The 13,811-nt window shown below is 73.6% G+C and carries 9 protein-coding genes; 6 read left to right on the top strand and 3 right to left on the bottom strand.

What is annotated here, in order from left to right:
* Positions 1 to 77: 77 nt before the first annotated feature.
* Positions 78 to 935, top strand: coding sequence for an alpha/beta fold hydrolase (locus ACGFI1_RS06465; protein ID WP_392783684.1), 858 nt, complete (start codon positions 78 to 80; stop codon positions 933 to 935).
* A gap of 146 nt (positions 936 to 1,081) precedes the next feature.
* Here the strand turns inward: ACGFI1_RS06465 and ACGFI1_RS06460 are convergent, their stop codons facing one another.
* The gene (locus ACGFI1_RS06460; RefSeq protein WP_301175396.1) at positions 1,082 to 2,074 is read right to left on the bottom strand and encodes a LacI family DNA-binding transcriptional regulator; all 993 of its coding nucleotides are present in this window, start codon (positions 2,072 to 2,074) and stop codon (positions 1,082 to 1,084) included.
* Between the two features lie 261 nt (positions 2,075 to 2,335).
* Here ACGFI1_RS06460 and ACGFI1_RS06455 point away from each other — a divergent pair, with 261 nt between their 5' ends.
* From ACGFI1_RS06455 to ACGFI1_RS06445, 3 genes are all read left to right on the top strand, one after another.
* A complete protein-coding gene (locus tag ACGFI1_RS06455) occupies positions 2,336 to 3,736 on the top strand; it encodes a glycoside hydrolase family 16 protein (RefSeq protein WP_392783680.1) in 1,401 nt (466 codons plus the stop codon).
* 163 nt (positions 3,737 to 3,899) lie between these two features.
* Complete coding sequence (locus ACGFI1_RS06450) at positions 3,900 to 4,547, top strand: ATP-binding cassette domain-containing protein (RefSeq protein WP_392783678.1); 648 nt, start codon at positions 3,900 to 3,902, stop codon at positions 4,545 to 4,547.
* A gap of 174 nt (positions 4,548 to 4,721) precedes the next feature.
* Positions 4,722 to 7,385 (top strand): cellulose binding domain-containing protein, encoded by a 2,664-nt coding sequence (locus tag ACGFI1_RS06445; RefSeq protein WP_392783675.1) that lies wholly within the window; start codon positions 4,722 to 4,724, stop codon positions 7,383 to 7,385.
* A gap of 43 nt (positions 7,386 to 7,428) precedes the next feature.
* On the opposite strand, the gene pabB is transcribed toward ACGFI1_RS06445, so the two are convergent.
* Positions 7,429 to 9,504 carry an aminodeoxychorismate synthase component I gene (gene pabB, locus ACGFI1_RS06440; RefSeq protein ID WP_392783672.1) on the bottom strand — a complete coding sequence of 692 codons (2,076 nt, stop codon included), beginning with the start codon at positions 9,502 to 9,504 and terminating at the stop codon, positions 7,429 to 7,431.
* 240 nt (positions 9,505 to 9,744) lie between these two features.
* Between pabB and ACGFI1_RS06435 the strand changes: the two genes are divergently transcribed.
* Both ACGFI1_RS06435 and ACGFI1_RS06430 read left to right on the top strand, forming a co-directional pair.
* Entirely contained in the window at positions 9,745 to 12,249 is a 2,505-nt protein-coding gene (locus ACGFI1_RS06435; protein WP_386876824.1) for a DUF4118 domain-containing protein, read from the top strand.
* Positions 12,246 to 12,914: a response regulator gene (locus ACGFI1_RS06430; RefSeq protein WP_392733109.1), complete on the top strand. Its 669-nt coding sequence runs from the start codon at positions 12,246 to 12,248 to the stop codon at positions 12,912 to 12,914. Before ACGFI1_RS06435 ends, ACGFI1_RS06430 begins: the two co-directional genes overlap by 4 nt.
* Here ACGFI1_RS06430 and ACGFI1_RS06425 read toward each other — a convergent pair.
* Positions 12,911 to 13,810 carry a potassium-transporting ATPase subunit C gene (locus tag ACGFI1_RS06425; protein ID WP_392783668.1) on the bottom strand — a complete coding sequence of 300 codons (900 nt, stop codon included), beginning with the start codon at positions 13,808 to 13,810 and terminating at the stop codon, positions 12,911 to 12,913. The two genes, ACGFI1_RS06430 and ACGFI1_RS06425, sit on opposite strands and share 4 nt — an antisense overlap.
* Position 13,811 lies beyond the last annotated feature (1 nt).

Raw genomic sequence — 13,811 nt, 5'->3', positions numbered from 1 at the left:
ACGGAAATGGCTCATAAAGCCGATTCACCCATTGCCGTCGCCGTCCCAACGGGCCCGTCCATCGAACAGGAGAAGACATGACCAGTTCTCCCGGCCAGCCGGCCGGCCGTCTCAGGAGGAGACCCGCCGCGGCGGCCCTCGTGCTGGCGGCCGCCCTCGTCCTGACGAGCACCGTCCAGACGCAGAGCGCGTTCTCGCAGGAGAAGCGGCATCGGACGGCGAAGCCCACGATCGTGCTCGTGCACGGGGCCTGGGCCGACGCGTCGAGCTGGAACAAGGTCGTCACCAGGCTCCAGGACGACGGGTATCCCGTCGTGGCGGTCGCCAATCCGCTGCGGTCATTGTCCGACGACGCCGCGTTCGTGCGCACCTTCCTGGAATCCCAGAAGGGACCCGTCGTCCTCGTCGGCCATTCCTACGGCGGCGCCGTGATCACCAATGCGGCCACGGGGAGCGCGAATGTCAAGGGGCTCGTCTACGTGAACGCGTTCGCGCCGGACGAGGGCGAGTCCGCCACCGCGCTCGCGGGCCCGGATTCCGCACTCTCGGTGGACCCGACGACCGTTTTCGACTTCGTTCCCGGCACCCTGCCGCCCACCGCGACGACCGACCTCTACCTCAAGAGGTCGACCGTCTTCACCTCGTTCGCGACCGGGCTGGACGCGCGGGACAAGGCGCTCGTGACGGCCACCCAGCGGCCGGCCACGGTCGGTGCGCTCAACGAGCCGTCGGCGGCCCCGGCCTGGCGGGGCATCCCGTCCTGGTACCTCATCGGGAAGAACGACAAGATCATCCCGGCCGCCGCCGAGCGGGCCATGGCGAAGCGGGCCGGCTCCACGGTCGCCGAGTACGACGCCGGGCACCTCGGCCTGATGACGCAGCCCGGGACCGTCACCCGGGTCATCGAGCGGGCCGCGAGGTCGAGCGCCGGCTAGCGGTAGGACGCACGGCCGGCGGGTCCGGGGCCCAGGGCGGACTGGACCCGCCTGGTCGCGTGCCTGGGTCAGGCCGTCAGCCCGCTGCCGTCGCCGAATGCCGGTGGCGGCCAGGGGAGGCCGCCGTTACCCGGGGCGGCCGCGGTTCAGGTGGAGTCGCGGACGATGAGCTCCGTGGGAAGGACCACCGGCTCGGCCGGCCCCTCGCCGCCGGTGAGGAGCATCCGGACGGCGGCCCGCGCCACCTCGGCGACCGGCTGGCGGACGGTGGTCAGCGGCGGGTCGGTGTAGCGGGCGGCGTCGATGTCGTCGAAGCCGACGACGGCGACGTCGTCCGGGACGCGCCGCCCCGCCTTCCGCAGCGCGTGCAGGGCACCGGCCGCCATCAGGTCGTTCGCCGCGAACACCGCGTCGAGACCGGGGTCGTCCTCCAGGAGCTGCGCCATGGCCGCCGCCCCCGACTCGCGGGTGAAGTCGCCCAGCGCGGCCAGGGACCTGCGGTCGGTGCCGGAGAGGACCTCGCGGTACCCGGCGAGCCGGTCCAGCCCGGCGGACATGTCGGGCGGGCCGGTGATCGCGGCGATGCGCCGCCGCCCCGTGGCCAGGAGGTGCTCCACGGCGGCGCGCGCGCCGCCGACGTTGTCGGCGTCGCAGTACGGCGGCCTGGCCGTGGACACGGGGCGGCCGTGCGACACGACGGGCACGCCCGTCCGCAGGAGGGCCGCCGGCAGCGGGTCCGCGCCGTGCTGGGAGAGCAGGATGACGCCGTCCACATGCCGGCCCGCGACGTACCGCTCCACCCTCGCCTGGCCCGCCGGCGTGGACGGCATCATGAGCACGACCTGCTTGTCGGCGGCCTCCAGCTCCTGGCTCACGGCGCGGACGACCGACAGGAAGAAGGGGTCGTCGGAGAACACCCGCGCGGGCGGCTCGGAGACGACGAGCCCGATCGACCCGGTACGCTGGGTCACCAGGCTGCGGGCGGCCGAGTTCGGGATGTAGCCGAGCTCCTCCACGGCGCGCAGGACGGCCGTGCGTATCCGCGGGTTCACCGTGGCGGAGCCGTTGACCACGCGCGACACCGTGGCCCGCGAGACCCCGGCCCTGGCCGCCACGGCCTCCAGCGTGGGACGTTTCATGCCCGCCTCTCCACCATCAGGGATCGACCTTACGCGCGCCGGCCGGGCGCGAACCCGCGCCTTCACGAGAGAGCGATTTCTCAAAAAGAGCAAAACCGAGTTGGTGAACATAGGAGACCTGGTCATAGGCATATTTGCAAGCTCTCGGCCTTGAGAGAGCGCTCTCACGACCTCTTGACGGAGGTCCCCGGGCGGGTGACATTGAGCGCACCAGAGGCAGGCACCCCGCGCTTGCTCCCACCCTCTCTGGAGGTTCCCGCCATGACCCCACCGAGACGTCCCCGGTTCTGGCGCCGGCCCGCGCTCGCCGTGCTCGCCGCCGCGCTCCCGGCCGCGGCCGCGGTCGCCGTCGCCGTGACGCCGCCGACGGCCGGCGCGTCCGTCCCACCGCCCCCGTCCGGCTGGAGCCTGGTCTGGAGCGACGACTTCGACGGCGCCGCGGGGGCGCGTCCCTCGGCGGCCAACTGGATCATCGACACCGGCCACGGCTACCCCGGCGGGCCGGGCAACTGGGGCACCGGGGAGATCCAGAACTACACCGCCGACCCCGCCAACGTCAGCCTGGACGGCGGCGGCAACCTGCGGATCACCCCCGTCAAGACCGCTTCGGGCGAGTGGACGTCGGCCCGCATCGAGACCCAGCGCACCGACTTCAAGCCCGCCGACGGGCGCGTGCTGCGCATCGAGGGGCGCATCCAGATGCCCAACGCGACGGGCGCGCAGGCGCTCGGCTACTGGCCCGCGTTCTGGGCGCTCGGGTCCCCGTACCGGGGCAACTACCAGAACTGGCCGTCGATCGGCGAGTTCGACATCATGGAGAACGTCAACGGGATCAACTCCGTCTGGGGCGTCCTGCACTGCGGGACGAATCCGGGCGGCCCCTGCAACGAGACGAACGGGATCGGCGCGAGCCGTGCCTGCCCGGGGACGTCCTGCCAGGCGGGCATGCACACCTACCGCTTCGAGTGGGACCGCAGCGTCAGCCCCAACCAGCTGCGCTGGTACGTGGACGGACAGCAGTTCCACAGCGTCGGCCAGAACCAGCTCGACGCCGGGACGTGGGCGAACATGACCGGCCACGGCGGCTACTTCCTGCTGCTGAACGTGGCCATGGGCGGCGGTTTCCCCAACGGCGTCGCCGGGCGCGGCACGCCCACCGCGGACACCGTCTCGGGGCGTCCCATGCTGGTCGACTACGTCGCGGTCTGGCAGAGCGGCGGCTCGACCACGCCGCCGCCGACGGGCGACACGGTCGACGCCCGCTCGACGATCCAGGCGGAGAGCAGCGACGCGCAGTCGGGCACGCAGACGGAGACCACGACCGACACCGGCGGCGGCCAGAACGTCGGCCACATCGGCAACGGCGACTGGCTGCGCTATGACCGCGTCGCGTTCGGCGGCACCCCGGCGACGCAGTTCAAGGCCAGGGTCGCCTCGGGCGCGGCGGCCGGGGTCAGCGGCCTGGTGCAGGTGCGGCTGGACAGCCCGACCGGCCCGGTGATCGGCGACTTCGCGATCGCGAACACCGGCGGCTGGCAGAGCTGGCGGACGGTCCCCGCCAACATCGCCGGAACGACCGGCACCCATACCGTCTACCTCACCTTCAGCAGCGGCCAGCCGGCCGACTTCGTCAACGTCAACTGGTTCACCTTCGCGAGCTGACCCCTCCACCGCCCGGCCGCCGCCCTGCCGAGGGGCCGGCGGCCGGGCCAGTTCTTACGGACTGCGAACGGCCATCCGCCGGCGGGGCGGACGGCGGCCGAGCGGCCGTACAGTCCCAGGTAAGTGATCTTGAGGGCGCCGGTAGGACGGCTTGGGGGGACGCATGGAGCCGGTGATCCGGGTGCGGAATCTGCGGGTGGGCGGCCGGGAGAAGGCCGCGGGCGTGTCGTTCGACGTGGCGGCCGGGGAGGTCTGCGCGCTTCTCGGCCGGTCGGGGTCGGGCAAGACGGCCGTCCTGGAGGCGGTGGCGGGGCTGCGGCGCCCCATGTCCGGGTCGGTGCGGGTGAAGGGGGTCGACCCGTACGGGGGCCGGGACGGACTCCGCCTGGGCGCGGTCTGGCGGGAGGGCGGCGACCACGCGGGCTTCACCGTCGAGGAGATCGCCGAGTCCTTCCGCCGCTGGACGCTCGACCCGCTGACGAGTGCGGACGCGCTGGAGCTGACCGGTCTCGGCGGCCTGGCGGCGGTGCGCTTCGAGCGGCTGACCGCCGGGCAGCGGCGCCTGCTGGATCTGGCGCTGGCCCTGCTGAACCGCTCCGACGTCCTCTTCCTGGACGATCCCCTGGCGGGCCTCGACAGCGGCACGGTCGAGCGGATCTGGGCGGTGCTGCGCGATCTGGCGGGCTCGGGCGCGGCGATCCTGCTCTCCACGCGCTCCCTCGCCGAGGCGTCCCACGCCGACCGGACCAGCGTCGTCGACGAAGGACGGGCGGGCCCCCGCGCGGTGTCTCCGCGTTCACGGGCCGCGTAGCCGCCGACCCGCACGATCGTCGCGGTCACCGGACGCCACCCGGCCCTCAGTTTTCATGCGGCGGGGCGCGTTCGGGCTGGTGGGCGGGGCCCGCCATGAAAGGCGGACACCGGGCGTTGACGGATCGAAGCGCTTCGATCAGCCTCCTGGGCACCGGGACACCAAGGAGGCGCCATGCCCGCACGAAGATCGTTGACCGCCGCCGTCGCGGCGGCACTGGCCGCGCTCGCGCTGGTCGCCGCGATGGTCGCGGTGATGGCGGCCGTCGCTCCCCGCCCCGCCGTGGCGGCCGAGACCTACACCTGGCGGAACGTGCGGATCGACGGGGGCGGGTTCGTGCCCGGCATCGTCTTCAGCCGCAAGGAGAAGAACCTCGTCTACGCCCGCACCGACATCGGCGGCGCGTACCGGTGGGACCAGGCGAACGGGCGGTGGATCCCGCTGCTCGACTGGGCCGGCTGGGACGAGTGGGGCTACAACGGCGTGATCAGCCTGGCCGCCGACCCGGTGGACGCCGACCGGGTGTACGCGGCGGTCGGGATGTACACCAACGACTGGGACCCCAACAACGGCGCCGTGCTGCGCTCGGCCGACCGGGGCCGGACATGGGACGTCGCGGAACTGCCGTTCAAACTGGGCGGCAACATGCCGGGACGTGGCATGGGCGAACGACTCGCCGTCGATCCCAATGACAACCGGGTGCTGTATCTGGGCACGCCGGAAGGGCATGGTCTCTGGCGCAGCACCGACCGGGGTGCGACCTGGGCGAAGGTGAACAGCTTTACCAATCCGGGCGACTACTCCGACGATCCGAGTGACACGACCGGTTACGCCAGTCACCGGCCCGGCGTCGTCTGGGTGACCTTCGACGAGAGCACCGGAACGTCCGGCACGCCCACCAGGACGATCTACGCGGGCGTCGCCGACAAGGCGAACACCGTCTACCGGAGTACGGACGCGGGCGCGACGTGGGAGCGCTTAGCGGGTCAGCCCACCGGCTACATCGCGCACAAGGGCGTACTGGACGCGTCCACCCACGCGCTTTACATCGCCACAAGTGACACGGCCGGTCCTTACAGCGGCGCCAAGGGCGATGTGTGGAAGTACAACACGCAGTCGGGCGCGTGGACGCAGATCAGCCCTGTGCCGTCCAGCAGTTCCGACGACTATTTCGGCTACAGCGGCCTCACCGTCGACCGGCAGCACCCGGGGACGCTGATGGTGGCGACGCAGGTGTCCTGGTGGCCCGACATGATCATGTGGCGGAGCACCGACGGCGGCGCGTCCTGGACGCGCATCTGGGACTGGACGAGCTACCCGAACCGCAGCTTCCGCTACACCCAGGACGTCTCCTCGGTGCCCTGGCTGACGTTCGGGACGAACCCGGCGCCGCCCGAGGTCACGCCGAAGCTCGGCTGGATGAACGAGTCGGTGGAGATCGACCCGTTCGACTCCGACCGGCTGATGTACGGGACGGGCGCGACGATCTACGGCACCGGGGACCTCACCCGGTGGGACGCCGGCGGCAAGATCTCGATCAAGCCGATGGTGACGGGGCTGGAGGAGACCGCCGTCCTCGATCTGATCAGCCCGCCGTCCGGCGCGCCGCTGGTCAGCGGGCTCGGCGACATCGGCGGGTTCCGGCACGCCGATCTGGGCGCGGTGCCGTCGTCGATGTTCACCCAGCCGGTGTTCACCAGCACGGCCAGCCTCGACTACGCCGAGGGCGAGCCGAGCGTCATGGTGCGTGCGGGGAACTTCACCGATTCCGACCGCCCCGACGACAGCCATGTCGCGTTCTCGACCGACGGCGGGGCCAACTGGTTCCAGGGCACCGAGCCGAGCGGCGTCAACAGCGGCGGCACGGTCGCGGCGGCGGCGGACGGGAGCCGGTTCGTGTGGGCGCCGGGCGACGCCGGGCAGCAGGTCGTGCACTCGGCCGGGTTCGGCAACTCCTGGAGCGCGTCGTCCGGCGTCCCGGCCAACGCGATCGTCGAGTCCGACCGGGTGAACGCGAGCAAGTTCTACGCCTTCTCCGGAGGACGGTTCTACGTCAGCGCGAACGGCGGCCAGTCGTTCGCGGCGACGGCGGCGTCCGGGCTGCCGTCCAGCGGCGTCCACTTCAAGGCGCTGCCCGGCAAGGAGGGCGACATCTGGCTCGCCGGTGACACCGGCCTGTTCCACTCGACCGACTCCGGCGCGAGCTTCACCAAGGCCGGGGGCGTCTCCAAGGCCGTGAACGTCGGGTTCGGCAAGGCCGCCCCCGGCGCGAACTACCCCGCGCTCTATCTGGTCGGGACGGTCAACGGCGTCACCGGCCTGTTCCGGTCGAACGACGCGGGCGGTGCCTGGACGCGCATCAACGACGACCAGCACCAGTACGGCAACGCGGGCGAGGCCCTCACCGGCGACCCGCGCGTCTACGGCCGCGTCTATCTCGGCACGAACGGGCGGGGCATCATCTACGGCGACACGTCCGACACGACGCCGTCGAGCCCGCCGGTGACCAGCGACCCGCCCACCACGGACCCGCCGTCCGACGGAGGCTGCACGGCCACCTACAAGACGACCGGTTCGTGGGGAGGCGGCTTCCAAGGCGAGGTCACCGTCAAGAACACCGGGACGGCCGCGACCAAGGCGTGGAAGGTGTCCTGGACGTTCGGCGGCGGCCAGACGGTGTCCCAATCCTGGGGCGCCAAGGTGACGCAGGCCGGTGCGTCGGTCACCGCGGCGAACGAGTCCTGGAACGGGACGCTCGCGCCCGGGGCCGGCACGACGTTCGGTTTCATCGGCACCGGTTCGCCCGAGTCCGTCACTCCCGCCTGCGGCGGCGAGTGACACGGGGGGCGGGACGGCCGGACGCGCTCCCGTCCCGCCCCCTTCAGCCGCCCACGAGGGCCGCCTCGGCGGCCGGGGCGGCGGGCGGTCCGGGGAACGGGACGCCGAGCAGGCGGAGCAGCGGCGCGGCCTTGACCGCGGTCTCCGCGAACTCGTCGGCCGGGTCCGACAGCGCGGTGACGGCGCCGCCGACGCCGAACTCGACGCGGCCCGGAGTGGCGACGGCGGTGCGGATCACGATGCTGAAGTCGGCCGCCCCCGACAGCGAGAAGTAGCCGAGCGCGCCGGAGTACACGCCGCGCGGGCCCTCCTCCAGCCGGTCGATGATCCGCATGGTGCGGATCTTCGGGGCGCCCGTCATCGAGCCGCCGGGGAACGCCGCCCGCACGCACCGCACCGCCGAGACGTCCGGGCGGAGCCGGGCCCGGACGGTGCTGACCAGCTGGTGGACGGTCGTGTAGCTCTCCACGGCGAACACCGGGTCGGCGGTGACCGACCCCGTCTCGGCGACGCCCCCGAGGTCGTGCCGGACGAGATCGACGATCATCAGGTTCTCCGCGCGGTCCTTCGCGCTCGCGGCGAGGTCCGCGCGCAGCCGCCGGTCCTCGGCCGGGTCGGGCGAGCGCGGCCGGGTGCCCTTGATCGGCTTGGACTCGGCCGCCCCGTCCGCCGACACGCGCAGGAAGCGCTCGGGCGAGGAGCTGAGCACCGACAGGTCGCCGAACCGCAGCAGCGCTCCGAACGGCACGGGATCACCGCGCCGGAGGCGGCGGTAGAGGTCCCACGGGTCCGCGCGGACGGCGGCGGTGAGCATGTTCGTCAGGCAGACCTCGTAGGTCTCGCCGGCGATGATCTCCCGCAGGCATTCCGCGATCTTGTCGAGGTAGCGGGGGCGGCCGTGCCTCAGGACGATCTCGGACGGCGCCGCGACCGGGCCCGGCTCGTCCGGCGGCGCGAGGTCCGCCAGGCGGGTCTCCATGGCGTCCAGCCAGGCCAGCGCGTCGCGCTCGTCCCCGGCAGGGCAGAGCGCCAGCAGGTGGACGGCGCCCTCCGCGTGGTCGAACGCCACGGCCCGGTCGGCGAAGACCATGGCGGCGTCGGGGTGCGGTGAGGGGTGCGCCCGCGCGCCGCCGGTCTCGGCCTTGAGCTCGTAGCCGAGGTAGCCCACCCAGCCGAGCGCGAACCCGAACGGCAGGTCCGGGACGTCGGCCGCGTGGGCGCGCAGGTCGGCGTCGAGCCAGTCGAAGAAGGACGCGCGCTCGACCCGCTCCCGCCCGCCCGCCGACTCGATCGTCAGGTCTCCGGTCTCCACGTCGAACACGGCGAACCGCGCCAGCGGGCCGGAGGCGTCGCCCATGAACGAGAACCGTCCGCCGTGCTCGCCGGTGCGGCTGCTGTCCAGCCAGAACGCCCGGTCGGACGCGGCGAACAGCGCGCCGAACACGTCCTCGGCCACCGCCGGCGCGCCCAGCCGCCGCGCGATCACCCGGTAGGGCGCGGGTCGCCGCGCCGGAGCGGCGGCCCGGTCCCGCGCGGGCTTCGCACCGACCGGCCCGGCCTGCGCGAGGAAGTTCGCGATGATGCGCCGCCCATGCTCCGTGCACACCGATTCCGGGTGGAACTGCACGCCCCAGATCGGCCGCCGCGTGTGCCGCACGCCCATCAGGACCCCGTCGGACGTCCAGGCGATCGGCTCCAGCACGGGCGGCAGGTCGTCCGCGACGAGCGAGTGGTACCGCACCGCCGTGAACGGGGACGGCACGCCCCGGAACAGGGCGTCGCCGGTGTGCTCGACCGGCGAGGTCAGCCCGTGCCTGACCTCCGGGGCGGGCTTGACGCGCCCGCCGAAGTGGTGGCAGATCCCCTGGTGCCCGAGGCAGACGCCGAGCAGCGGGATCCGGGCGTGCTCGATCACGTCCGCGCAGATCCCGAAGTCGCCCGGCCGGTCCGGCGAGCCGGGGCCGGGCGAGATGACCACGGCGTCGAACGGGTCGAGCAGGTCCGCGCGCCACGCCGCCTCGTCGTTGCGCAGCACGGCGGGCTCGGCGCCCGCCTCGGCCACGTACTGGACGAGGTTGCCGGTGAACGAGTCGTAGTTGTCGATGATCAGGGTCCGCACCGACCGCGCCGCCTCCGCATTGATGTCCGGCCTGACCTGGTTACGCCCGAAACGGTACTCGACGCGACCGGGACGGCCCCGCCCAAGGTACGCGCCGCCCTCCCGCGTACGGAACGCGTGAAGGATGGCCGCGTCCGCGTATGGATCGCGTCAAGACGGGACGGATCCGGGTGCGCCGGGCGTTTCCTTCCAGGTGACGCCACCAAGGGTGGGTGGTCTTCGGCCTGGAAGGATGGGGGCATGGCCAGGGGGCAGCTCCGCGTCTACCTGGGGGCCGCCCCCGGCGTGGGGAAGACGTACGCGATGCTGGCGGAGGCGCGGCGGCGGCTCGACCGCGGCACCGACGTGGTCGTCGGCTACGTCGAGACGCACGACCGTCCGCGCACCGAGGCGCTGCTGGACGGCCTGGAGGTCGTCCCGCGCCGGACGGTGACCTACCGGGGCGCCGCGTTCGCCGAGCTGGACGTCGCCGCGGTGATCGAGCGCGCGCCGGCGGTGGTGCTGGTCGACGAGCTGGCGCACACGAACCCGCCCGGCGCCGGGCACGCCAAGCGCTGGGAGGACGTCGAGCAGATCCGCGACGCCGGGATCGACGTCATCTCGACCGTGAACGTCCAGCATCTGGAGTCGGTCAACGACGTCGTCGAGCAGATCACCGGGGTGGTGCAGCGCGAGACCGTCCCGGACGAGGTGGTCCGCCGCGCCGACCAGGTGGAGCTGGTCGACATGGCGCCGGAGGCGCTGCGGCGGCGGATGGCGCACGGCAACGTGTACCGGCCGGAGAAGGTGGACGCGGCCCTCTCGAACTACTTCCGGGTCGGCAACCTGACGGCGCTGCGGGAGCTGGCGCTGCTCTGGCTGGCCGGCAAGGTGGACGACCAGCTCGACCGGTACCGGGCCGACCACGGCATCGGCGGGACGTGGGAGGCGCGCGAGCGGATCGTGGTCGCGCTGACCGGCGGCCCGGAGGGCGACGCGCTGCTGCGCCGCGCCACCCGCATCGCCGCCCGGTCGAAGGGCGCCGACCTGCTCGCCGTGCACGTCGCGCGCGGCGACGGCCTCGCCGGGGCGCGGCCGGGCGACCTGGCCCGGCAGCGGCAGGCCGTGGAGGGGCTCGGCGGCACCTACCACCAGGTGGTGGGCGACGACGTGCCGGGCGCGCTGCTGGACTTCGCGCGCGGCGCGAACGCGACCCAGCTGGTGCTGGGCGTGTCGCGGCGCGGGCGGTTCGCGCAGCTGCTGCGGCCGGGCGTCGGGGTGACGACGACGGCGCGGTCCGGCTCGATCGACGTGCACATGGTCACGCACGACCAGGCGCGGCGCGGCGTCGCGCGGCGCGGCCGCGCGGAGGGCCTGCCGCCGAGCCGCCGGCTCGGCGGGTTCCTGCTGGCGCTCGCCGGGCTGCCGCTGCTGACGTTCGGGCTGCTGGCGGCGCGCCCGGCGATCTCGCTGCCGTCCGACATCCTGTTCTTCCTGGCGGCGGTGGTCGCGATCGCGCTGGTCGGCGGGATGCGGGCGGCGCTGTTCACGGCAGTCGCCGGGTTCCTGCTGCTCAACTGGTACTTCACCCCGCCCGTCCACCGCTTCACCGTCGCCGCGGAGGAGAACCTGCTGGCGCTGGCGGTGTTCGTGCTGGTCGGCGTCGGGGTGAGCGTCGTGGTGGACCGCGCCGCGCGGCGCTCCCGGGAGGCGGCGCGCCTGGGCGCGGAGGCGGAGGTCCTGTCGACGCTGGCGGGGGACGTCCTGCGCGGCGAGCACGCCCTGGACGCGGTGCTCGGCCGGCTCCGCGAGACGTTCGGGCTCACCTCGGTCACGCTGCTGGAGCGCCCGTCCGGGGACGGGGACTGGCGGATCGTCGCGACCGTCGGGGGCCGCCCGTGCGGGGCGCCCGGCGACGGCGACGCCGAGATCCCGGTGGGGGACGATCTGACGCTGGCGATCCGGGGCCGTCCGATGCCCGCCGGGGACCGCCGCGTCCTGGAGGCGTTCGCGGTGCAGGCGGCGGGGGCGCTGCGGCAGCAGCGGCTGCGGGCCGAGGCGGAGAAGGCCCGCCCGCTGGAGGCCGCCGACCGGATGCGGACCGCGCTGCTCAACGCCGTCAGCCACGACCTGCGCACGCCGCTGGCCTCGGCGAAGGCCGCGGTGGACAGCCTCAGCAGTACCTCGATCGCCTGGACGGAGGAGGAGCGCGCCGAACTCCTCGACACCGCACAGCTCTCCCTGGAGCGGCTGGACCGGCTGGTCGCGAACCTGCTCGACATGAGCCGGCTTCAGGCGGGCGTGCTCGGCATCGCCGCCCGCCCCCTGGCGCTGGACGAGATCGTGCCGCGCGCCCTCGACGACCTCGGCGGCGGCGACGTGACGGTCACGCTCGCCCCCGACCTCCCCGAGGTGTCGGCCGACCCGGCGCTGCTCGAACGCGTGCTCGTCAACCTGATCGCCAACGCGCTGCGGCACAGCCCGCCCGGCGCGCCCGTCCTCATCACCGCCGGCGCCATCCTGGACCGGGTGGAGCTGCGCATCGCCGACCGCGGCCCCGGCATCCCGGAGGCCGAGCGGGAGCGGGCGTTCCTGCCGTTCCAGCGGCTCGGCGACCGCGACAACCACACCGGCGTGGGGCTCGGGCTCGCGCTGGCGCGCGGGCTGACCGAGGCGATGGGCGGCGCGCTGATCCCCGAGGACACCCCGGGCGGCGGCCTCACGATGATCGTGTCGCTGCCCGCGCACCGGAAGGAGACCGCATGACGCGCGTGCTCGTCGTCGACGACGAACCCCAGCTGCTGCGGGCGCTGCGAATCAACCTGCGCGCCCGCGACTACGAGGTGGACGTCGCCGCCGACGGCACCACCGCGCTGCGCCGGGCCGGTGCGTGGCATCCCGACCTGGTCGTCCTCGACCTGGGGCTGCCCGATCTGGAGGGCATCGAGGTGATCCACGGGCTGCGCGGCTGGACCGAGGTCCCGATCATCGTGCTGTCGGGGCGGGCGGGCAGCCGCGACAAGGTCGAGGCGCTGGAGGCCGGCGCCGACGACTACGTCACCAAGCCGTTCGACATCGAGGAGCTGGTGGCCCGGATCCGCGCGGTGTCGCGCCGGGCGCCGTCCGCCGAGGCGGCGGCCGCGACCGTCGAGGTGGGCGGGCACACGATCGACCTGGCCGCGAAGACGGTGTCGGACGGCGTGCACCTGACGCCGACCGAATGGCGGCTGCTGGACGTCCTGCTCCGCAACCCGGGCAAGCTCGTCGCGCAGCAGCAGCTCCTCACCACGGTGTGGGGCCCGGCGTACAAGAGCGAGACGCACTACCTGCGCCAGTACATGGCCCAGCTGCGGCGCAAGCTGGAGGACGACCCGGCCCATCCCCGGCACCTGCTGACGGAACCGGGGATGGGCTACCGCTACCAGCCCTAACGGGCGGGGTAGGCGTGGTCTAGGGCGAGGTTGAGCTTCAGCACGTTCACGGCCGGCTCGCCCATGAAGCCGAGGGCGCGCCCAGTGGTGTTCTGCTGGACGAGCTGCTCGACCTGCGCGGCCGGGACGCCGCGCGCCTCGGCGACCCGCGTGACCTGGAGGTCGGCGTAGGCCGGGGAGATGTGCGGGTCCAGGCCGCTGCCGCTCGCGGTGACGGCGTCCGGCGGGACGGCGGGGTCGGCCGGCGCGTCGCCCCGGACGGGGACGGTCAGGCCCTTGGCGTAGTCCTCGCCGAAGCGGGCCAGGTCGACCTTGACGCCCTTGTAGGACGCGATGAACGGGGCCTTCACCACCCCCTGCTCCTCGTTCACGCTGACGACGCGGGTCGGGTGCGGGACCGTCCCGTCAGCGGTGCGGTCTCCGAAGACGGCCAGCACCGCGCCGACGCCGCCGGGCGTGCAGTACGGGCGCGCCCCGCTCACCCCGTTGAACTCGCCGACCGCCTTGCTGCGCTCGCAGACCTGGGTGAGGAGGCTCTGCCGCGCGTCGGGGTCGTCGGCGCCGAGCTTCGGGTCGGGCAGGGTGTCGACGACGTCCTCCGGGCCGAGGTTGCTCGCCCCGGACGCGGCGGGGTCGTAGTCCCCGGCGGACGGGCGGCTCTGGAAGTACCGCCGGAGCGGCTCGCCGTCCTTGCCGGTGAAGGACTGGCCGATCAGGGCGCTGCCGGCCGTCCGGCCGTTCGCGGAGACGAGGGAGCCGTCGGCGCGGTCGTTCAGGCCGGGCAGCCGTCCGGCCGCGTAGACGGCCAGCGGGTAGGCGGCGCCGAGCAGCACGGTCAGCGCGAGCAGGGCCCGCACCGCCGCCAGATGCACCCGGAACCAGGCAGGAAACCGCATG

It is taken from the genome of Actinomadura geliboluensis, from assembly GCF_043197915.1.
Classification (GTDB): Bacteria; Actinomycetota; Actinomycetes; order Streptosporangiales; family Streptosporangiaceae; genus Spirillospora; species Spirillospora geliboluensis.
Note: the sequence above shows the minus strand (reverse complement) of the source record. Positions and strands in the feature narration are given on the sequence as shown.

Excerpts from the sequence above, each read along its gene's own strand:
- ACGFI1_RS06425 (WP_392783668.1), bottom strand. The coding sequence starts at position 13,810 with ATGCGGTTTCCTGCCTGGTTCCGGGTGCATCTGGCGGCGGTGCGGGCC.
- ACGFI1_RS06465 (WP_392783684.1), top strand. The coding sequence starts at position 78 with ATGACCAGTTCTCCCGGCCAGCCGGCCGGCCGTCTCAGGAGGAGACCC.
- ACGFI1_RS06430 (WP_392733109.1), top strand. The coding sequence starts at position 12,246 with ATGACGCGCGTGCTCGTCGTCGACGACGAACCCCAGCTGCTGCGGGCG.
- ACGFI1_RS06435 (WP_386876824.1), top strand. The coding sequence starts at position 9,745 with ATGGCCAGGGGGCAGCTCCGCGTCTACCTGGGGGCCGCCCCCGGCGTG.
- ACGFI1_RS06445 (WP_392783675.1), top strand. The coding sequence starts at position 4,722 with ATGCCCGCACGAAGATCGTTGACCGCCGCCGTCGCGGCGGCACTGGCC.
- ACGFI1_RS06450 (WP_392783678.1), top strand. The coding sequence starts at position 3,900 with ATGGAGCCGGTGATCCGGGTGCGGAATCTGCGGGTGGGCGGCCGGGAG.
- ACGFI1_RS06460 (WP_301175396.1), bottom strand. The coding sequence starts at position 2,074 with ATGAAACGTCCCACGCTGGAGGCCGTGGCGGCCAGGGCCGGGGTCTCG.
- ACGFI1_RS06455 (WP_392783680.1), top strand. The coding sequence starts at position 2,336 with ATGACCCCACCGAGACGTCCCCGGTTCTGGCGCCGGCCCGCGCTCGCC.